The organism is Nonomuraea sp. NPDC049400, assembly GCF_044466425.1.
In the GTDB taxonomy this organism is placed as follows: domain Bacteria; phylum Actinomycetota; class Actinomycetes; order Streptosporangiales; family Streptosporangiaceae; genus Nonomuraea.
Genome location: NZ_JBITMP010000004.1, coordinates 282,829 through 302,421 on the forward strand (window position 1 = coordinate 282,829; position 19,593 = coordinate 302,421).

Genomic DNA, 19,593 nt, shown 5'->3' on the forward strand with positions numbered 1-19,593 from the left:
CCTTGGTCATGAGACCGACGAAGGAGGGCGCATGACCGAGCTTGTCGAGGTCATCGATGAGCACAGCACCTTGGTCATGAGACCGACGAAGGAGGGCTCATGACCGACCTCGCCCCGCCGCTGGGCCGCCGCCTGCGGTGGACGTTCACCGACGGGCTGACCCTGGTCGGCCGCGAGCTGGGACGGCTGCGACACGATCCCGGCGAACTCATCGCGGCGCTGATCTTCCCGGCCGTCATGGTGGTGCTGTTCGGGTACGTCTTCGGCAGCGCGATCCAGGTGCCGGACGGCGGCGACTACCGCGAGTACCTCATGCCCGGCCTGTTCGCGATGGTGACCTTCTCCGCGGTGATGGGGGTCATGACGAGGATGGCCGCCGACGCCTCCCGCGGTGTGATGGACCGGTTCCGCTCCATGCCGATGGCGCGCTTGGCGGTGCCGTTCGGGCAGACCGGCGCCGACCTGCTGATCGGCCTGCTGATGCTGGCCATCATGGTGGGCGCGGGCCTGCTGGTGGGCTGGCAGCCGCACCGCGGCCTGATCCCCACGGCCCAGGCGTTCCTGCTGATGATCGTGCTGCGGTACGCGTTGAGCTGGGTGGGCGTCTATGTGGGCCTGGCGGTGAAGAACGACCAGGTCGCCGACGCGATGGTGCCGCTGTTCCTGCCGTTCACGATGCTGTCGAACGCGTTCGTCCCGACCGACGGCATGCCGGGCTGGCTGCGCTTCCTGGCCGACTGGAACCCGGTGAGCGCGCTCACCGCCGCCTCACGGGAGCTGTTCGGCAACCCGGGTGTGAGGTCCGGAGACGTGGCCTGGCCGCTCGCGCATCCGGTAGCCGCCGTCCTGCTCTGGTCGGCCGCGCTGCTGGTGATCTTCGTTCCGCTGTCGCTCCGTGCCTACAAGCGCAGGGGGCGGTGAAGGGATTCGTAGAAGGGGCATGAGACCGGGCTTTCTGCAGGCGTTGATAGGGACGGGCGTGTCAGATCGTCCAGGTGTAGGCGGGAGTGAGTGAGCGCTCGAAGAGCGCGTTGGGCAGGAGGGGGAGGACCGCGTCGCGCAGGGTGGTCAGCGACGTGGACGTCCAGTGCGCGGCGGCGCCGGCCTGGCGGGAGCGGCGGACGATCATCTGGGTACGCGGCCTGCGGGCGCGGTCGTACGCCTCCAGCCCCGCCCGCACGCCGAGCGTGTCCACGGCGTGCGCGAGCGTGACCGCGTCCTCGAGTGCCTGGCAGGCGCCCTGCCCCAGGTTGGGGGTCATGGCATGCGCGGCGTCCCCGAGGACGGCGACGTTTCCGCGGACGTAGGAGGGCAGCTTCGGCAGCTCGTAGGTGTCGTGTTGCAGCACCGCCGCGCTTTGCGCGGAGTTCAGCAGCGCGGGGATGGGGTCGTGCCAGTGCGCGAAGCGCTCGCGTAGCTCCTCCAGGCCCACCCGGGAGCCGATCGGCGCGTTGGCCATCAGGTAGCAGTAGACGCGGCCGTCGGGCATCGGCACGTGCCCGAACCGTTGGCCCCTGCCCCACGTTTCCGCGCTTCCTTCGACGGGCTGGGGCGGAGCGATGAGGCGCCAGGCGGTGTAGCCGACGTAGCGCGGCCCGGGAAGGTGCGGCCACATGGAGCGTCGTGTGACGCTGTGCACGCCGTCGGCGCCCACCACGAGATCCGCGCTGGAGGTGCCGCCGCTGTGCACGACAGTGCCGTCGGGTCGCACGTGGCGCACGTCGGTGCCGGGCCGCAGAGCCTGGGCGGGCACGGCCGCGCGCAGCAGATCCACCAGGGCGGCCCTGTGCACGGTCAGCCACGTGCCGAAGCGGCGTTTCAGGTCGTCGACGTCGTTGCGGATCAGCCAGTCCCCGTTCGTGCGGCGGATGCCTGCAGGCGGATCGGCCGGTCCACCGGCGCGCACGAGCTCGCCCAGGCCGAGGGCATCCAGGGCGCGCAGGCCGTTGGGCTGGATGGCCAGTCCCGCGCCCACTTCGGTGAACGCTGCAGCGCGTTCGAGAACCTCCACCCGCCAGCCACGCTGATGAAGGGCGACGGCTGCGGCGAGCCCGCCGATACCGCCTCCCACGATGATCGCTTTCATTGCCGGTCTCCTTGTGTCGGTTAGTGCAGGCCCCGCTTGCCCGGGGTCCAGAACGGCTTGACCTTGATGGAGGTTCGTGGCCAGTTGCGCTCGCGTACCAGGAAGTCGCGCACCAGCTGGCAGGTCCTGGCCTCCCCGGCCACGTAGGCGGCCCCGGTGTTGCCCGGCAGATCGAGCTCGGCCACGGCGCCGAGCAGAACCCGGGAGGAGGCGGCGGGCGCGCCACGGCGATAGACGCGGCGCAGCGGCCGGGCCTCGGGCATGGGCAGGTCGTGCTCGGGAGCCTCGCTCTCCAGGACCCCGTACACCTCGGCTGAGGGGTCCAGCGCCCGGATCATCGGCCCGAAGGCGGCGCTGGCGGTCTCCTCCCCGATGAAGACGTGGTAGTCCGCCTCACGGGTGAAGAAGTCGCCCTGTGGCCACCAGAAGGTCACGCGGTCGCCGTGCCTGGCCGCCCGCGCCCAGCGCAACCCGATGCCGTCACCCGCATACAGGTGGATGCGCAGCTCGATGGCCCGATTGCCGGCATCGAGATCCCAGATCGTGTAGGTGCGCAGCGTCTCGGACGGACGCAGGATGCCCGGCACCGACAGCGGGTCCGTCAACTGGATCCTGATGTGCTGACCGGGGGTGTGGGGGAAGGCGACGGGCGAGTCGGTCTCCAGCCTGACGCGCCGCATCGCGGGCGTGACCTGCTCGGCGACAGTGACGGTCGCCTCCATCGCGTACTTGCCGAAGACAGCGGATAAGGGGTTGCGCATCGTACGGGCCATGTCAGGAGTCCTTCCCCTCACTGAGAGTCCATAAGTTTTTCTATTGCCTCTAGATTCCTTAGAGCTATTAAGGAAACATAGATGCCCTAAGATGTCAACGGCACCGGAGGAGCGACAAGAGGGGTGACGATGTCCGCACGCACCAGCAGACGGGAGAGGCTGCGCCAGGCGACCCTGGAGGAGATCCACACGGCCGCGCGCAGACTGCTGGTCGAGCGGGGATCGGCCGCGGTGACCATCAACGCGGTCGCCAGGGAGGTGGGCATGAGCGGCCCGGCTCTCTACCACTACTACGCCGGTCACGACGAGCTGGTCGGCGCGGTGACCGCGGACTTCTTCCGCGAGCTGGCCGCCACGATGGGACAGGCCCGCGACGCCTGCGCCGGCGCGCCGGTCGGCGACCGCATACTGGCCGTCTGCCGTGCCATGCGGGCCTGGGCGATCGCCCATCCCGCCGAGTTCGGCTGGATCTTCGCCAACCCGATAGCCCCGCCGAACCAGCGCCCGGACTCGGCACGACACCAGGCCGCCGTGCGGTTCGAGCAGGTCCTGCTGGACCTGACCGTGGAGCTGTGGCAGACGCAGCCGTTCCCGGTGCCTGACCTGCCCGCGTCCCTGCGCGATCAGCTGACCACCTACTCCGCCACCATCGGCGAACGCCTGCCGCCCGAGGCCGCGCACGTCTTTCTGTCCTGCTGGACCCGGCTGTACGGCCTGCTGTGCATGGAAGTCCTGCACCAGCTGGACTTCGCCTACACCGACCTGGAGCCCGTCTTCGAGGAATGCCTGCACGACCTGGCCGGCGTCCTCTGCGTGGAATACCGGCCGACCGCATAAGCCGACATGCCGCTGTGGTCCTCCGAGAGCACGAAACAGTTCTCTGGACGACGCTCTCGCTGACTAAAGATGTAAGCCGTACATCGATCGATGTACGGGCAATTTCCCCTGACGGGACGATCAGGTACGGCGTTCGCGCCAGCAGGCTTGAAAGCGTGACCAGACGCATTGACGCCCTCGACGTGCTGCGTGGCGTGGCCATCATGGGCACGCTCGGCACGAACATCTGGATCTTCACCGCGCCGGGCGGGCCGGCGGAGTTCCTGCGGCTCGGCGGCGACACCGGTGTGGTGGAGACGTTCCTGCGCTTCCTGTCCAACGGCAAGTTCCTCGGCCTGCTGACCCTGCTCTTCGGCGTCGGCCTCGAACTGCAGCACCGCAGCGCGCTCCGCAAGGGCCTGGCCTGGCCCGGCAGGTATCTGTGGCGCGCGACGCTGCTCTTCGTCGAGGGCGCCCTGCACTTCGTCCTGGTCTTCGAGTTCGACGTGCTGATGGGCTACGCGATCACGTCGGTGATCGTCGCGTACCTCATCGGCAGGAGCCGGCGGGCGGTCACCGCGTGGATGGTCGCGGCCGGGACGCTGCACGTCGCCATGGTGGCGCTGACCACCGCGGCCCTGATGATCGGGCCGGGCGGCGGCGACACCCTCCCCTACGCCCGGCTCGGCTGGCTCGACCAGGTGGCGTTCCGCCTCCAGAACGTCGTCGTCTTCCGCATCGAGCTGGTCTTCATCGTCCCCATGGGGATCGTCCTGTTCCTCCTCGGCGCGCGCCTGCTGCGCGCGGGGGTCTTCGAGGAGCACGGCGCGGGCCTGCGCAGGAAGCTGATCGCCGTCGGCCTCGGGCTCGGTGTGCCGCTCAACCTGGTCACCTCGTTCGCCGGTCCGGAGTGGTTCGCCGTCGACCGCTACCTCCTGGCGCCGATGGTCGCCCTGGGCCTGCTCGGGCTGATCACCTCGATCGTGCTCGGCATGCGCGGCGCGCCGGGCGTGCTCCGCCGGGGGATCGCGGGCGTCGGCCGCACGGCGCTGTCCTGCTACGTCTTCCAGAACCTGGCGGCCAGCGTCCTCTGCTACGGCTGGGGCCTGGGGCTGGCCGACCGGCTCGACGGGTTCCGTCCGTGGTGGGTGCCGGTGGCGTGGGGCGGTATCTGCCTGCTGTTCATGGTGCTGTCCTCGCTGTGGCTGCGCAGGTTCAGCCGCGGGCCGCTGGAACTGGCCTGGCAGTGGGCCTATCAGGCGCCGTCGCCGGCCCGTCAGAGCTGAGCCCGCGCATGGCGGCCGAGCCCGTACGCTGGTCGCGAGGAAGGACGGCAGAGTGATGCGTTACCGGCGGGCGGTGGAGAGGCTGCGGCAGCTCGCCCAGGCGTGCGAGCAGACCCGGCGAGTGCCGGCGGACGAGCCGTTCCTTCGCGAGGCCCATGTGTTCGGCGACGTGCTCACGGGCGCCGACCCGATCGATCACCTCGAGATCGTCCTGGTGCTGAACCTCCCGCCGGACGAGGTGAGCTGGGGCACCCATCCGCCCGGCACCGCGTGGCTGGTCGACTTCCTGCGGCTGGACCAGGGCGGGATCGCCTACTGGTGGCGCTCCCACCAGGACCCGGTGTCCAACCACCGCATCCATGACCCGGTCCGGTTCTGGTCTCTCGACGGCCCGGACAAGGGCGTGCTCGACGCGCTCGCCGAACGCCGCTTCGACCTGCTGGGCGGGGCGGCGCCCCAGCCTCGGGAGGAGCGCGCCCAGGTCGCCGGGGAGCTGCAGGCGGCGCTGGACCATCTGCGTGCCGTACGCGACTCGTACTGGGACCGCCAGTGGCGCAGGAAGCATCGCAGCCTGAGCCGGTATCCCGAGCATCACCTGTGGGAGGCGGTCCAGGGCTACCTGGACCTGCTCGACGCCCGCGACGAGTGACAACTCAGAGACGGGCAACCGGGAACTTCAGGGACCGTTCAGGGAATTCCCCGACGCCCGGGCATACCCGGTTGGCCCAGACTTCGGAGTCATGGGGATGAGAAGAGCGGGCATGATCGCGGGGCTTGTGGGGCTCGCGGCGCTGTCAGCCGGGTGTGGCCTCGCCGGCCCACTCAATGAGGACACCGCGTCCTACGACGTGACCGACAAGGTGGCGGGAGTGCGGGTGGAGGCCGACTCCGGCACCGTCGCGGTGGTGGAGTCGGACCGCCAGGGCATCCGCGTGACCGAGGAGCTCAGCTGGCGCAAGACCAAGCCGGAGACCAGCCACAAGGTGCAGGGCGACACGCTGACGCTGTCGTTCAAGTGCGCCAACACCTGGGGGCTGGGCAGCGGCGGCGCTGCCTGCGAGGTCAGTTACAAGGTGGAGGTGCCCAAGGGGCTCCGCGTCAATGTCAGCTCCGACTCCGGCGACCTGACGCTGAAGGGGCTGTCCGGCGAGCTCAACGCCCGCACCGACTCCGGGGCGATCAAGACCGACGGGCTGGCGGCCAAGCGGGTCACGGCGGAGACCGACTCGGGCGACGTCGACCTGGCCTTCGGCGGGCCGCCGGACAAGGTCGTGACCTCCTCGGACTCGGGCAACATCTCGATCCACGTGCCGCAGGGGCCGTACAACATCGTTGCCAAGACCGACTCGGGTGGAAAGAACATCACGGTGCCCACCGACGCCTCGGCCGCTCGGCAGATCGAGCTGACCACCGACTCCGGCGATCTGGAGGTCGAGCACGCCTGACCCCGCCGAACCGTGTCCTGACCGGGCGGGCGTCAACGCAGCCTGATCGTTTTCGAGGCGCCCTCCTGATCGGCCAGCCCGCGGAACGTGAACGCGGAACCGGTCAGGCGGGCGCCGGCCGTGGCCCAGGTCACGGTCAGCTCGTCGAGTTCGCACCGGGGATCGGACACGGTCAGCGTGTCCTCACGCACCAGCACCGCGCACGGGGCCGAGGCGGTCAGCCCGCCCACGGTCCCGGCGGTCCAGAAGTTGGCCGCGACGATCCCCAGCGAGGGCACGTGGACGGCCTGGACGCGGGCGGTGTTGGCGAGCACCCGCACCCAGCCGGGGTCGGCGGCCCTGCGGCGGGTCTCCTCCTGGCTCGCGCCGGGCAGGAGCAGGTAGACGTATCCGGCCGAGCGGGGATCGACGCCATGGTCGAGCCAGAGCGTCACGTAGTCGCGGGTCACGCCGCCGCCGGTGCGGCGTTCGCGCCAGTGCCACCAGTTGCCCGCCGGCTCGGCGCCCGCCGCGTACACGTGCCGCCGGTAGTGGTCCACCCCTGCCACGACGGCCGCCGCCAGGCCCGGATCGCCGGCCAGGCCGGTGCCCTCCAGCACGTACGCGTGCGCCATGTCGCGCAACCGCCGCGGCGTCGCCACGAAGGACGGGAACGCCTGGTCCGGCCAGAGCGAGGTGCGCGCGGGCGCCATGGTGTCGCGCTGGCGAGCGGCCCTCCTGCCCAGCTCGGCCAGCCAGGTCCGGTACGGCTCCACCGCCGGGTCGTATTTCCCGGAGCCGGCGGTCACCTCCCGCCAGCGGCGGCGTAATCGCAGGAAGGAGTCGTCGGGGGTGTGGGCCGCCTCGGCGGGCACCAGCGCGCCGAGCGCCCCCGCCGCGGCCACGCCGCCGACCTGGAGGAACGAGCGCCTGGTTGGCCGGTGCACGCCTCGATTATCACGCTGTCGCACCGCCCGCCGTTCGGAGAGGGAGCACGGCCCCGAACCGCTTGATGGTCCTGATGATCGGCGCGCTCTCGGTGTGCCCGATCGCGGGCAGCGCGCCCAGGCTCTCGGTCAGGTAGCGGTAGAACGCCGCGTCGTCGTCGCACACGATGGTGGCGATCAGGTTGGCGGGGCCCGTCGTCGCGCCCACGAACGCGGCCTCCGGATGCCTGGCCATCGCCTGCCCGGTCCTGTCCAGCTCAGCCGGCGGCACCGACATCCACAGCTGCGCCTCCACCCGCTTGCCCACCAGCGCGGGCAGTACGTCGAGGTGGAAGAAGATCGCGCCCGCCGCGCAGAGCTGCTCCATGCGGCGTCTGACCGTCGACTCCGACCAGCCCGTCACCGCCGCCAGGTCCGCGTAGCCCGTGCGGCCGTCCCGCGACAGCGCCTCCAGCAGTGCTTCGTCGCCGGGCCCCAGGGTGATCGGCTCGTCCCCGCCGTGGCGGGCGGACATGCGCCCCGCCGCCAGGGCCGCCTCCTGCTCGGGCGAGAGCGCGGCCAGCCCCGCCCAGCCGACCAGGCCGCCCATGAACATGTGCAGCCTCCTGTGCGCCGTGACCGACAGCACGCGGTCCGTCCGCGCCAGCCTGCCGAGCAGCAGCGACTGGCGCTCCTTCACCGTGCGCTGGATCGTGCTGCAGGAGATCTCGGTGCCGCCGGACAGCAGGTGCACCCAGGACGTGTCGGGGCGCCGTCCGAGCGCCTCGGCGATCGGGACCGCCGCGTCAGGCGTGCACCGCAGCCTGATCACCCATGACTCGTAGCCGAGCCGCTGCCCGTTCACGGCGCCGACCACACGTGCCATGCCGCTGGCGCGCAGCCGCCGGTAGCGGCGTGCCACCCGCTGGTCGGACACGCCGAGCACCTCGCCGATGCGGCTGAACGAGGCGCGCCCGTCCACCTGCAACGCGTGCAGCAGGCCCCGGTCCACCTCGTCCAGCTCGATGTTTTCCACCATCTCAGGCTATCTCGCACGGAAAAACGCCAGGATCTCGGTATCTGCTGGCGAATACCCGCAGGCGTGGCCGACCTTGGTCGCCATGACCCAGACCTCCGAGGCGACGTCGACCAGTTGGTGGCCCCTGGTGGCCGCCTGCCTCGGCGCCTTCATGGAACTCGTCGACGTGACCATCGTCATGGTCGCGCTCCCCGACATCACCAGCGATCTCGGCATGACCTTCACCGGCATTCAATGGCTGCTGGACGGCTATGCGCTGGCCCTGGCGGCCCTGCTGCTCGCCGCCGGCTCCTTCGCCGACCACGCCGGGCGGCGAAGGGTGTACCTGGGCGCCCTGGCCGTGTTCGCGCTGGCCTCGCTGGCGTGCGGCCTGGCGCCCAGCGGCGGCGTGCTGCTGGCGGCCCGCGTGGTCCAGGGCGTGGGCGCGGCCGCCATGATGGCCACGACGCTGGCCGTCGTCAGCGCCACCTACCACGGCAGGCAGCGCGGCATCGCGTTCGGCGTGTGGGGCGGCGTCAACGGCGCCGCCGCGGCCGTCGCCCCCGTGCTCGGCGGCCTGCTCACCGAGCACCTGCACTGGCGGGCCATCTTCCTGGTGAACCTGCCCATCAGCCTGGCCGCCGGCTGGCTCACCCTGCGCACGGTCGAGGAGTCGCGCCTGCCGGGCCAGGGTCGGCTCGACTGGCCGGGCATGGTCACGTTCACGATCGCCGCGGGCGCGCTCACGTACGGGCTCATCGAGACCGGGCAGCACGGCTGGACGGCGGCGCAGGCGCTCGTGCCGCTGGCCGCGGCCGCGGTCGCGCTCGTGGCCTTCGTCGTCATCGAGACGCGTAGCGATCACCCCATGCTGGACCTGCGGTTGTTCGCCGATCGGTCGTTCAGCGGCATCATGGCGGGGGCCACGCTGGTGACACCGGCCGCATTCGCCTGCTTGGCCTTCACCTCGATCTGGCTGCAGGAGGTCCTCCGGCTCGGCCCGGTGGACGCGGGGCTGGCGCTGACGCCGATGGCCGCCACCTCCCTCGTGGTCTCGGTGGCCGTCTCCCGCCTGTTCCCCCGGTTGCCCGCCCGTGCCTCGATCGGCTGCGGGCTGCTGCTGATCGGCGCGGGCGCGTTCCTCCAGGGCACTCTCGACCAGCACTCGACCTGGACCGCGCTGGCGCCCGGCCTGGTCGTGACGGGCCTCGGTGTGGGGCTGGCCCTCCCACCGCTCAACTCCGCTGCCATGCTGTACGTGCCGCCGCAGCGCGCGGGCATGGCCGCGGGCACGGTCAACACGGTCAGGCAGCTCGGCTACGCGCTCGGCATCGCCGTGCTCGGCATCCTGTACCAGCGCGACCTGGCCCCGTACGCGGCGCTGAACGACGTCTACCTGGCATGTGCCGTCATGGGGCTGGTCGCGGGGCTGCTGGTGCTGGCCTCGGTCCGTTCGGGCAGGCGCGCGTGAAGCTTCAGAGCAGCCGGCGGATCTCCCCGTACGCGCGGTAGAAGCCGCCGCGCCCGGCCGAGCGCACGCCCTCGACCAGGTATCGGGCGCCCGGCTCTCTGATGTCCTTGGGGAACTGCACATTCCAGGACTCGTAGCCGGGGCTGACCACGCGGATCCGCAGCCGCTCGCCGTCCTTGACGCACTCCACCACGACGCCGTCGCCCGCGTCCGTGGTGGTCTCCACCGTGACCGACGGCTCGACCACCTGCAACGACGCCGCCGCCTTGACGTCCACCGGCTGCGGCACGCTGCCCGCGCGGGCCGCGGCGATGGCCGCCTCACTGGCGTCGATGCAGGCCAGCGAGCCGTCGGTGGTGACGATGTAGAGCCGGTCGTCCAGGAACTGCATGGAGAACGCGGAGCCGCAACCGGTGCCGAGCTTCCACAGCCGCTCGCCCGAGGCGTCGAAGCAGTAGACCGACGAGTGGTTGTCGCCGGCGAAGACGTGGCGCCCGCCCGGCGAGGTGGCGCAGGAGTAGACGGCGCCGTCGCACTGGTAGACCGCCTCGACCCGGCCGTCGCCCTTGGCCAGGCGGATCACGCTGCCCACGGAGCCGCGGGCGGTGCCGGCGTAGACGGAGTGCGCCTCCTGCCAGCCGAACAGCACCTGCTCGCGGAGGTCGGTCTGCCAGACGGGCGTGCCGTCCTGCGTGTCGTAGCGGGCGACGCCCTTCGAGTGCCCGTGGAAGACGGAGTCCTCGTCGCACCTGACCATCCAGGCGGAGTCGCCGGCGCCCTTGCGCGACCACTGGAACTCGTCCTCGTAGTCGATCGTGGTGATCCCGCCGGCACGGTCGGAGACGCCGAGCACGCCGTCGTGGATGTCGAGCCAGTAGATGTCCACGTCCGCGGCGATCTCGTACGCGGCCCTCGGGACCTTGCCGCTCAGGTCGTACACGCGGCCGTCGTCGCAGCCCGCGTAGATCCAGAAGTCGTCGGCCACGATGCACTTGACGCCGTCCGGCAGCCTGAAGCGGCCGGTCACGGTGCCGGAGTGGGTGACGGTGTAGACGTCGCCGCGCTGGTTGCCGACCCAGCAGCGCTCGCCGTCCACGAAGATGCCGAACGCCGCCGCCCCGCTGTCGAAGCGCCACAGGACCGGAGCCTGCTGGGCGGTCGAGCGGGTGCTGGCGATGGCCCGGTGGGTGATGGCCCGGCGCTGGCGCACCCCGCGTACCGCCGGTGCGTACCCCTTGCGGGTCTTCTCGCTGATCTTCTTGGCCGCCGCGGCGTGGGCCTTGGCCTCGGTGGGGAAGTCGGTGACCTTGGTCTGGCCGGCCTCGCCGATGCGTCCGTAGGTGATGGTGACGCGGGTGCCGGCCACGCTCACGTCGTAGAACTTGTGCGATCCGCCGCCGTCCTCCGACAGCTCCAGGTAGGTCATGTCCGTACTTCTCCCGTCTTGATCAACTGGTCGGGAGAGTAGAGGACGGCGGCGACAAATCGCGGAGTCTTACTTGTCGTACTCGTAGGCTCCCGCGTCGACAGCGCCGTCGCTGCCGTCGATCGCCCGCCCGGTCACGTCCTCGTCACTGAACTTCGTGACGCCGAGGTCGATGGCCGGGCTGCCGGCGCGCAGGCTCAGCGGGTGCTCCGTGTTCGTGAGGTCGAACCGCGGGTCGGCCGTGACGTTGTTCGAGCCGCCCATCTGGTGCTGCTGGGCGCCGAAGAACACGTTGTGGTGGCTGTCGGTGACGTTCGGGCCGTACGCGGTCTTCTTCACGACCTGGATGACGTTCTGCGACATCGACAGGTGGGCGTTGGTGCAACCCGCGTCGCAGACGACCCCCTCGGAGTCGGTGTGGGTCAGTCGCACCGAGTTGTTGCGGAAAGCCGTGGAGAACACGGGACCGTTCGGGTCGGGCTCGTTGCCGGGCTCCTGCGGGCCGCGGGTCACCATGGCCGCGCGGGTCTTGGGGCCGGCGATCACGTTGTACTCGAAGACGTTGCCCGAGGTGCCGTCCGGGTCGGCGGGGCTGCCGTCCTGGTTGACCTCCTTGCTGGTCCCCAGCTCGGTGAAGGTGTCGTTGTCCACCGCGATGTTGTGGTGAACGTAGTTGTCCGAGCCGAGGAAGATCTCCACGGCTGCGCCGTCCATTTCGTAGTCATAGCTGAACGCGATCGAACCGCGGATCTCGTTCCAGCCGATGTCGGAGCTGTCGCCCTGGACGAGGATCGCGAACGCGCCCGAGTCGTCGTTGCCCGGCTCCTCGGTGAGCTTGCTCATGTGGTTGTTGTCCACGAACTCGTTGGCCGTCACCGCGGTGTTCTGCGCCTTGGGCGCGATGAAGACGCCTGCCGCGGCGCCGGTGATGTAGTTGCGCTCGATGACGTTGTCGTTGCCCGTCACCTTGACTCCGGCCCACTCGCAGCGGCCGTTGTCCTGGGGCAGGCCGACCTGCAGGTTGTAGACGTGGATCCAGGAGCCTTCCAGGCTCACGCATGCCTCGGAGTCCCCGGCGACGATCGGCTTGGCGGTGCTCGTGCCGTAGGTGTCGACGACGATCGGGGCGTTGTCGTCGCCCGATTCGGTGATGCTGAGCTGCTGCCCGTTCCACGTGCTGCCGCGCTTCAGCAGCAGTTTGGAGCCGGGGGCCAATTCGGCCGTCGACGCCCTGGTGAGGGTCTTCCACGCGGTCGACTCAGTGGTGCCCGCGGCGGAGTCGTTGCCGTTGACGGAGTCCACGTAGTAGACGTCGGCAGCCGCCGATGCGGTGCCTGTGGCGAGGGTGGTGGCGGCGAGTGCGAGCGCCGCTGCCGTGGCGCCGGTCCGCAGGTTCCAGCCTGACATTCAGCCTCCAGAACTGGCCAGGGCTTCGTCACGCAACGAAGATCATCCCCGGCTTGCGGCTGACACCTTAACCTGATCTAACCGGCCTTGTTATGAAAAGTCCCGATTTTTCCTGGCTTAAAGTCCGCCCATTAAGTCCCCGCCCGGAGCGGCACCACGTTCCCCGTCGCCCCGCTTCGCGGCAACGCGAACCAGGTCGCCTTTCCGACCAGGTCAGGATGTGTGACGTAGCGCTGAGGATGGTGGCCGTAGAAGCCGTCGGAGAGCCTGGCGATGATCCGCAGCCCGCGCCCGTGCTCGGCGCCCAGGTCCGGCGGCGACGGCTGCGGCAACAGCGGACTGCTGTCCACGACCACGCACATGATCTCCTTGGCGTCGATGTGCAGGGCCAGTTCGTACGGACCGTCGCCGTACATGAGGGCATTGGTGATCAGTTCGCTCACCATGAGGACGGCGTCGTCAACGAGATCCGAACAGAGGGAGAGTGCCGACAATTCATCGCGGATGATCGCTCTGGCGTGACGGACCGTCTGGGCGTCGTCGCGCAGCGGCCACACGTACTGCATCCGGCTCCGGCGAGCTGACCGCAGCATGGTCATGGCATCTCTTTCCTGTGCTTCCCGGGCTTCCCGCACCGAGGGGCAGCGAATACGCGTTTCGCTCAACAAGAGGACCTGCCTATGAGTTGACGTACACGGCTGTCGAAACGTGTACGCACGAGGAAGGCTTTTGGGTCGAATCTTCGGCGAGAAATCGCAATTCTTTTTATCCGGCGCCCGAAACGACGGGTATGGGCAGTGCCATGAGCAGTGCTGACGAGAACGCACCCAAGAAAGACACGCGGCCGCGCCCCGGCGACGGCCGCCGCCGGGGCAGGCGCGGGGAGCCGCCCCCGGAGCCCAAACCCGCTGGGATGAAGGCGCTGGAGCAGGCGCTGTCGAAGGCGGGCAAGGAACTGAAGGACCTCACCTGAGCCCGGCCGCCGCCGTCCCTGAGCCCGTCAGCGGGGCGGTGCGGCCGCGAGCAGGGACCAGAGACGGGACGGGGTCAGCGGGACCTCGGTGATCTGGTCCGCGATCTCCGGGAGGGCGGCGGCCACCGCGTTGGCGATGGCGGCCGGTGGGCCGATCGTGCCTGCCTCCCCGACGCCCTTCATACCGCCCGGCGTCAGCGGTGAGGGCGTCTCCAGCATCACGACCTCGATGTCCGGCACCTCGCGCGTCGTCGGCGGCAGGTAGTCGGTGATGGGCTGGCCTTCGGGGGTGTAGACGATCTCCTCGGTCAGTGCCATGCCGATGCTCTGTGCCACGCCGCCGCGGAGCTGCCCCTCCACCACGGCCGGGTTGACCAGCACGCCCGCGTCGTTGACCACCCAGTAGCGCTCGACCTCCACGGCCCCGGTCTCCGGATCCACGGCCACGGCGGCCGCGTGCGCACCGTAGGCGAACGTGTAGCCGGCCGGGTCGTAGCTGACGCGTTCCTCCAGACCGGGTGCGACGCCGTCCGGCAGGTCCCAGCCGCGCCACGCCGACGTGGCCAGCTCCCGCAGGCTGACCGACGCGGCGGGGTCGCCCTTCACCCGTACCGAGCCATCGGCGATCTCCAGGTCGTCGGGTGACGCCTCCAGCCGGTGCGCGGCGAGGGCCACGAGCTTGCCGCGCAGCTGGTCGGCGGCCCGGGTGAGCGCACCGCCCCCGACCGCCAGCGAGCGGCTCGCGATCGACCCGATCGACGAGTACGGCGTGGTCGCCGTGTCCCCAAGCACCACCCTGACCCGCTCGATCGGCACCCCCACCCGGTCGGCCGCCAGCTGGGCCAGCGCCGTCTCGATGCCCTGCCCGATCGACACCACGCCGGACGAGACGACCACGGACCCGTCCTGCTCCATCCGCACGACCACCGTCTCGTAGCCGCCCGCCTGGATGGCGGTGGTCTTGAGATCCATCGACGGGCCCATGCCGGTGCTCTCCACATGGCAGGAGTAGCCGATGCCGCGCCTGCGCCCGTCGGGCTTCTCGACGGGCGTGACCAGGTCGCGCAGGGTGCGCAGGGCGAGCGGGTAGTCGCCGGAGTCGTACCGCTGGTAGACGCGCGTCGTGTACGGCAGCTCCTCCGGCTCCAGCATGTTCCGCAGCCGCAGCTCGAGCCGGTCGATCCCCAGCCTGCGTGCCGCCTCGTCGATCAGCCGCTCCCTGGTCAGGCTGCCCTCCGGCTGGCCGAAGCCGCGGTAGGAGCCGGTCGGCGTGGTGTTCGTGACGACGCCGCGCACGCGTACCGCCACCCGGTCGAACCGGTACGGCCCGGGCAGCAGCGTGGCCGTCACCGCGAAGGTCGACACGCCCACGTTGGAGGGATGGGCGCCCATGTCACCGAGCACGTCGGCGTGCAGCGCCAGGAAGCGCCCGTCGGCGGAGAGCGCCAGCCGCGCCCGGTGCACGGCGGCCCGCGCCGGCAGCGTGGCGACCAGCCGGTCGCCCGGCGACTCCGACCAGCTCACCGGCCGGCCCAGGCGCATCGCGGCCAGGCAGATGAGGGCCTCGTCGGGGTAGACGTGCTCCTTGCCGCCGAAACCGCCGCCCGTGTCGCCGCTGATGACGCGTACCCGGTCGTGGGAGAGCCCCAACGTGTCCGCCAGGTGCTCGCGCACGTGGTGGGGGGCCTGCGAGGAGATGTGCACGGTCAGCTCGTCGTCGGCGTACGACGCCACCACCCCGCGCGGCTCGATCGGGTACGGGGAGACCCGCCCCATCGTGAACGTCATCTCGACGACGTGCGCGGCCTGCTCGATGGCCGAGGCGCAGTCCGCGTCGCCCAGGGTGAAGTCGGTGACCACGTTCGTGCCCCACTCCGGGTACAGCAGCGGCGCCCCGTCCTCCATGGCCCGCTCCGCCCCGACCGCCGCGGGCTGCTCCGCCAGTGAGAGATCGACGAGCTCGGCGGCGTCCCTGGCGGCCTCGGGGGTGCTGGCGACGACGACCGCGAGGGGCTGGCCCGCGTACTTGATGGCCTCGTCCAGCACCGGGTACGACGTCATGCGCTGGCCGGGGGCCAGGCTCACGCAGGGCAGGCTCAGGCCGGCGGCGTCGGCGGGAGTGATGACGTCGAGCACGCCCTCGACCGCCCAGGCGGCCTTGGCGTCGCAGCCGATCAGCCGCCCGTGGGCGATGGGGCTGCGCACCACGTACGCGTGGACCATGCCGGGCAACCGCACCGCACCGACGTACCTGCCTTTCCCGGTCAACAGCCTGGCGTCTTCGCGTCGCGGCGTCCTGGCGCCGACATAAGGCTCACCCATGGTCCCGATACTGAGCGCAGCCCGCCGACCTGTCGAGGACCACCCTTCGCCGAACACCTACAGCGTGGAGGCCCGTCCTTCAGAGCGGGGAGGAAACGCGGAACCTCATCCAGCGTTCTGCTTACACATGACAACGTCTGCTGTTAAATGATCGGCGTGAGGACGGCGTACAAGTGTCGGGCCTACCCGACCCCGCAGCAGGCGGCGGTGCTGAACCGCACCTTCGGCTGCGTACGCCTGGTATGGAACAAGACCCTCGCCGAGCGGCACCGCGCCTTCCACGTCGAGGGCCGGCGGACCTCCTACAAGGAGACCGACGCCGCGTTGACCGCGTGGAAGAGGACCGAGGACCTGGCATTCCTGTCCGAGGTGTCCTCGGTTCCGTTGCAGCAGACCCTGCGCCACCAGCACACGGCATTCGCGAACTTCTTCGCCGGACGAGCCCGCTACCCGCGGTTCAAGAACCGCAACTCCCGGCAGTCCGCGCACTACACCCGCTCGGCGTTCCGGATGCGGGACGGGAAACTGACACTCGCCAAGACCGACTCTCCGCTGGAGCTCGTCTGGTCCTTCAGCGACATCGACGTGACCACGCTGAACCCGACCATGGTGGTGATCTCCCGCGACCCGGACGGCCGCTGGTACGTGACCTTCGCCGTCGATGCCGACACCCCCGAACCGGTCAAGCCAGCCCGGCACGACATCGGCGTGGACCTCGGCGTGAAAGACTTCGCCGTGACCTCGGACGGCCAGCGGATCGCCAACCCGAAGCACCTGGAGCGAAAGGCCCGCAACCTGGCCCGCTACCAGCGGCGCATGGCCCGAAAACAACCCGGCAGCAACAACCGCAGGAAGCTCAAAGCCAAGATCGCCCGCGCGCACCGCAAGGTCCGCAACGCCCGCGCCGACTTCCTGCACCGCCTCAGCACCAACCTCGTCCGCCAGGCCGACCTCATCGCGATCGAAGACCTCAACGTCGCCGGTATGGTCAAGAACCGTTGCCTGGCCAAAGCGATCTCCGACTGCGGGTGGGGCGAGTTCCGCCGCCAACTGGAGTACAAGAGCGCACGGGACGGCCGCCACCTGGTGGTGGTCGACCGCTGGTATCCCAGCTCCAAGACCTGCTCGAACTGCGGGCACCTGCTCGCCGAGCTGAGCCTTTCCACCAGGGCATGGACGTGCCCCGCCTGCCGCACCCGGCACGACCGGGACATCAACGCGGCCAAGAACATCCTTGCGGCTGGTCGAGCCGTAGCCAGGGACAACCCTGGCGATGCCTGTGGAGCTGGTGTCAGCCGGCAAGGGTCCTCCCTTCCGCAGTCAGCTGTGAAACAGGAAACCCCGCCCGTGAGGGCTGGACTCCCCCTCCTTTAGGAAGGGGAGGAAGTCAAACGACTTCGAAGGCGGCCATCATGGCCATATCCTCATGCTCCAGGTTGTGGCAGTGCAGGACGTACCGCCCGCGATAGTCGGTGAAGCGGGTGACGATCTCGACGGTCTGCGCGTCGCGCAGCTCGACGGTGTCCTTCCACTCGGGCGGCCCCTGCGGGCGCTCGCCGTTGACCGTCAGCACCTGAAAGGCGTCGAGGTGCAGGTGAACGGGGTGGGCGACGTCGCTGGTCAGCCGCCAGACCTCGATGTCGCCGAGCTTGGGCCTGGCCTCCATCCGCTTGGGGTCGAACGGCTTGCCGTTGATCAGCCAGCCGGTCCCCCCGTGCATGCTGCCGCTGCTGAACTCGAAGTCCCGCGTCACGGTCGCCTTCGCCGGATCGAGCGCCTCGACCGTGGACAGCCGCGCGGGCACGGATGATTCGTCGGTCTCGTCCCGCTCCACGGCGAACCGCAGGACCTTGCCCTGTGCCCCCTCCCCCGCCAGGTTCCGCAGCTCGACGTGCTGGCCCAGCTTGTACGCGGAGAAGTCGATCACCACGTCGGCTCGCTCGCCGGGGGCCAGCCGGAGCTGCCGCACCGTTCGCGGCCGAGCCAGCAGCCCGCCGTCACTGCCGATCTGGATCATCGCCCCGCCGGTGGACAGCTCGTACGCCCGGGCGTTGGAGGCGTTGCACAGCCGCAGCCGGTACCGGGACCTGGAGACCCGCAGCTCCGGCCACGGCGCCCCGTTGACCAGGATCACGTCCCCGAGCACACCCCCCATGTACGCCTCCAGCACCCCCGGCCGGCCCTCCAGCCCCGGATACAACATCGTCCCGTCGGCGGCGAACGACCGGTCGCAGATCAGCAGCGGCAGGTCGCGCTCCCCGGCGGGCAGCGGCAGCGACTCCTCCTCCGCGTCCCGCACCAGGAACATCCCGGCCAGACCGCGCCAGACCTGCGGCCCCGTGTAGTCCATGCGATGGTCGTGGTACCAGAGCGTGGCGGCCCGTTGCTCCAGCGGGAACACGTACTCGCGCGAGGCTCCGGGCGCCACCAGGTCGGTGGGGAAGCCGTCGGACTCCGGCGGGTTGTGCCCGCCGTGCAGGTGCAGGACAGTCGGCTCGCCGAGCTGGTTGACCAGCTTCACGACGGTTCGCCGCCCGCTGCGTGCCTCGATGGTCGGGCCGGGGAACGTGCCCCCGTACCCCCAGACGCCGGTACGCAGGCCGGGCAGCAGCTCCACCTCGGCCGCCCGCTCGGTCAGCTCGTAGAAGTCGGCCCCGCCCGCGCTGCGCACCGGCTTGGCCACCTCAGGGACCGGCAGCGGCACCGTGAAGGGCTTGGGCAGCGGCGCCTTGCTGGCCAGGAGCTGCGGCTGCGGGGTCCCGGCGAGCAGCGAGCAGCCGGGCACCCCGGCCACCGCCACCGCGCCCAGTCCCAGCAGCCGCAGCACATCACGTCGTGTGGGGGTCATGGCCGCGCCATGACCCGGTTGAGCTGCTCGACGCCTCCGTGGAACATCAGCACCCCCAAGGGCACGTGCAGGACCTTCAGCCCGGCGACTCCGAGAATCGCCTGCACCACCGTGGCCACCAGGAGGATCGCTGCCGGCAGGATGAACTTGGCCTGCCCACCGCCGGGCCGGCGGACGAGGATCGCCGCGACGAGGTGGACGACCCCTATGACGAGCAGGGCGACGGCCGTGGCCATGTGCAGCGCCCGGCCGCCGGGCGTGGAGAGCAGCAGGCCCGCCGCCACCGCCTGGAACAGCAGCGCGACGACGTGCAGGGGCGCCACGACCTTGAGCGCCCACATGGGCCAGGTCACGGGCCGGGCGGCGAGCGTGTGCTGTGCGGTCATGTCCGATCTCCCGAGAACGCTCGTGCTGTGGTGGTGGTGATGAGGGTCTCCGCGCCCAGCAGCGACTCGCGCAGCATGGCCCAGGTCGCGGCGAGCACCTCCGCGGCAGGCGACAGGGTGAGGAAGACGGGCATGCGCGCCATGCCGAAGTCGTCCGCGAGCTGCGCGTAGATCCGGGCGACCCGTCCGGTCGCGCCCTGCGCCTCAACGGGAGTGACATAGCGGAACTGGCCGGCCATCACCGGCGCTTCTTTCGGATCGTCTCCATAGCCGGAAATCGTGGTCTTCTCGCCGCGCCGGGGCGTCGTGCCCGAGGAGACTCCTGCACCTACCGCCCCGGTCGCAGGACCGTGCGAAGTACTTCGCCGGGAGTAGCGCCGAATTACCACCGGCTGCCGAGGACCGTGTCCGGGTGAAGGCTCTAATGTGCA

At 70.3% G+C, this 19,593-nt stretch carries 19 protein-coding genes; 8 read left to right on the top strand and 11 right to left on the bottom strand.

Annotated features, from left to right (window positions below; all coding sequences use genetic code 11):
- Positions 1–99 precede the first annotated feature (99 nt).
- A complete protein-coding gene (locus tag ACIBVN_RS07305) occupies positions 100–921 on the top strand; it encodes an ABC transporter permease (protein WP_397133644.1) in 822 nt (273 codons plus the stop codon).
- Positions 922–982: 61 nt separating this feature from the next.
- Here the strand turns inward: ACIBVN_RS07305 and ACIBVN_RS07310 are convergent, their stop codons facing one another.
- Together ACIBVN_RS07310 and ACIBVN_RS07315 are read right to left on the bottom strand one after the other, a co-directional pair.
- Positions 983–2,086, bottom strand: coding sequence for an FAD-dependent monooxygenase (locus tag ACIBVN_RS07310; protein ID WP_397133646.1), 1,104 nt, complete (start codon positions 2,084–2,086; stop codon positions 983–985).
- A 20-nt stretch (positions 2,087–2,106) separates the two neighbouring features.
- On the bottom strand, positions 2,107–2,859 hold the full coding sequence (locus ACIBVN_RS07315) for a siderophore-interacting protein (RefSeq protein ID WP_397133648.1): 753 nt from the start codon (positions 2,857–2,859) through the stop codon (positions 2,107–2,109).
- A gap of 129 nt (positions 2,860–2,988) precedes the next feature.
- Between ACIBVN_RS07315 and ACIBVN_RS07320 the strand changes: the two genes are divergently transcribed.
- The 4 genes from ACIBVN_RS07320 (at position 2,989) to ACIBVN_RS07335 (ending at position 6,406) form a co-directional block, all read left to right on the top strand.
- On the top strand, positions 2,989–3,696 hold the full coding sequence (locus ACIBVN_RS07320; RefSeq protein WP_397133650.1) for a TetR/AcrR family transcriptional regulator: 708 nt from the start codon (positions 2,989–2,991) through the stop codon (positions 3,694–3,696).
- A gap of 155 nt (positions 3,697–3,851) precedes the next feature.
- On the top strand, positions 3,852–4,961 hold the full coding sequence (locus ACIBVN_RS07325) for a DUF418 domain-containing protein (RefSeq protein ID WP_397133652.1): 1,110 nt from the start codon (positions 3,852–3,854) through the stop codon (positions 4,959–4,961).
- Positions 4,962–5,016: 55 nt separating this feature from the next.
- Positions 5,017–5,610 (top strand): hypothetical protein, encoded by a 594-nt coding sequence (locus tag ACIBVN_RS07330; protein ID WP_397133654.1) that lies wholly within the window; start codon positions 5,017–5,019, stop codon positions 5,608–5,610.
- Between the two features lie 112 nt (positions 5,611–5,722).
- A complete protein-coding gene (locus ACIBVN_RS07335; RefSeq protein WP_397133656.1) occupies positions 5,723–6,406 on the top strand; it encodes a DUF4097 family beta strand repeat-containing protein in 684 nt (227 codons plus the stop codon).
- Between the two features lie 32 nt (positions 6,407–6,438).
- Here ACIBVN_RS07335 and ACIBVN_RS07340 read toward each other — a convergent pair whose 3' ends face one another.
- Together ACIBVN_RS07340 and ACIBVN_RS07345 are read right to left on the bottom strand one after the other, a co-directional pair.
- Complete coding sequence (locus ACIBVN_RS07340) at positions 6,439–7,332, bottom strand: polysaccharide lyase beta-sandwich domain-containing protein (RefSeq protein ID WP_397133658.1); 894 nt, start codon at positions 7,330–7,332, stop codon at positions 6,439–6,441.
- Positions 7,333–7,342: 10 nt separating this feature from the next.
- Complete coding sequence (locus ACIBVN_RS07345) at positions 7,343–8,350, bottom strand: Lrp/AsnC family transcriptional regulator (RefSeq protein ID WP_397133660.1); 1,008 nt, start codon at positions 8,348–8,350, stop codon at positions 7,343–7,345.
- Between the two features lie 82 nt (positions 8,351–8,432).
- Between ACIBVN_RS07345 and ACIBVN_RS07350 the strand changes: the two genes are divergently transcribed.
- The gene (locus ACIBVN_RS07350; RefSeq protein ID WP_397133662.1) at positions 8,433–9,800 is read left to right on the top strand and encodes an MFS transporter; all 1,368 of its coding nucleotides are present in this window, start codon (positions 8,433–8,435) and stop codon (positions 9,798–9,800) included.
- Positions 9,801–9,804: 4 nt separating this feature from the next.
- On the opposite strand, the gene ACIBVN_RS07355 is transcribed toward ACIBVN_RS07350, so the two are convergent.
- From ACIBVN_RS07355 to ACIBVN_RS07365, 3 genes are all read right to left on the bottom strand, one after another.
- Entirely contained in the window at positions 9,805–11,226 is a 1,422-nt protein-coding gene (locus ACIBVN_RS07355) for a WGR domain-containing protein (RefSeq protein WP_397133664.1), read from the bottom strand.
- 69 nt (positions 11,227–11,295) lie between these two features.
- Complete coding sequence (locus ACIBVN_RS07360; RefSeq protein ID WP_397133666.1) at positions 11,296–12,633, bottom strand: choice-of-anchor Q domain-containing protein; 1,338 nt, start codon at positions 12,631–12,633, stop codon at positions 11,296–11,298.
- Positions 12,634–12,764: 131 nt separating this feature from the next.
- Positions 12,765–13,232 carry an ATP-binding protein gene (locus tag ACIBVN_RS07365; RefSeq protein ID WP_397133668.1) on the bottom strand — a complete coding sequence of 156 codons (468 nt, stop codon included), beginning with the start codon at positions 13,230–13,232 and terminating at the stop codon, positions 12,765–12,767.
- Between the two features lie 203 nt (positions 13,233–13,435).
- Between ACIBVN_RS07365 and ACIBVN_RS07370 the strand changes: the two genes are divergently transcribed.
- Complete coding sequence (locus ACIBVN_RS07370) at positions 13,436–13,606, top strand: hypothetical protein (protein ID WP_397133670.1); 171 nt, start codon at positions 13,436–13,438, stop codon at positions 13,604–13,606.
- Positions 13,607–13,633: 27 nt separating this feature from the next.
- Here the strand turns inward: ACIBVN_RS07370 and ACIBVN_RS07375 are convergent, their stop codons facing one another.
- Positions 13,634–15,928 carry a xanthine dehydrogenase family protein molybdopterin-binding subunit gene (locus tag ACIBVN_RS07375; RefSeq protein ID WP_397133671.1) on the bottom strand — a complete coding sequence of 765 codons (2,295 nt, stop codon included), beginning with the start codon at positions 15,926–15,928 and terminating at the stop codon, positions 13,634–13,636.
- Positions 15,929–16,084: 156 nt separating this feature from the next.
- On the opposite strand from ACIBVN_RS07375, the gene ACIBVN_RS07380 reads away from it, so the two are divergent.
- The gene (locus tag ACIBVN_RS07380; RefSeq protein WP_397133673.1) at positions 16,085–17,302 is read left to right on the top strand and encodes an RNA-guided endonuclease InsQ/TnpB family protein; all 1,218 of its coding nucleotides are present in this window, start codon (positions 16,085–16,087) and stop codon (positions 17,300–17,302) included.
- A gap of 13 nt (positions 17,303–17,315) precedes the next feature.
- On the opposite strand, the gene ACIBVN_RS07385 is transcribed toward ACIBVN_RS07380, so the two are convergent.
- Genes ACIBVN_RS07385 through ACIBVN_RS07395 form a run of 3 tightly spaced genes read right to left on the bottom strand, consistent with a single transcriptional unit; the run spans position 17,316 to position 19,401 of the window.
- Complete coding sequence (locus tag ACIBVN_RS07385) at positions 17,316–18,776, bottom strand: multicopper oxidase family protein (protein ID WP_397133675.1); 1,461 nt, start codon at positions 18,774–18,776, stop codon at positions 17,316–17,318.
- Positions 18,773–19,162: a hypothetical protein gene (locus ACIBVN_RS07390; protein ID WP_397133677.1), complete on the bottom strand. Its 390-nt coding sequence runs from the start codon at positions 19,160–19,162 to the stop codon at positions 18,773–18,775. Before ACIBVN_RS07390 ends, ACIBVN_RS07385 begins: the two co-directional genes overlap by 4 nt.
- Entirely contained in the window at positions 19,159–19,401 is a 243-nt protein-coding gene (locus ACIBVN_RS07395) for a hypothetical protein (protein WP_397133679.1), read from the bottom strand. Before ACIBVN_RS07395 ends, ACIBVN_RS07390 begins: the two co-directional genes overlap by 4 nt.
- Positions 19,402–19,593: the final 192 nt, after the last annotated feature.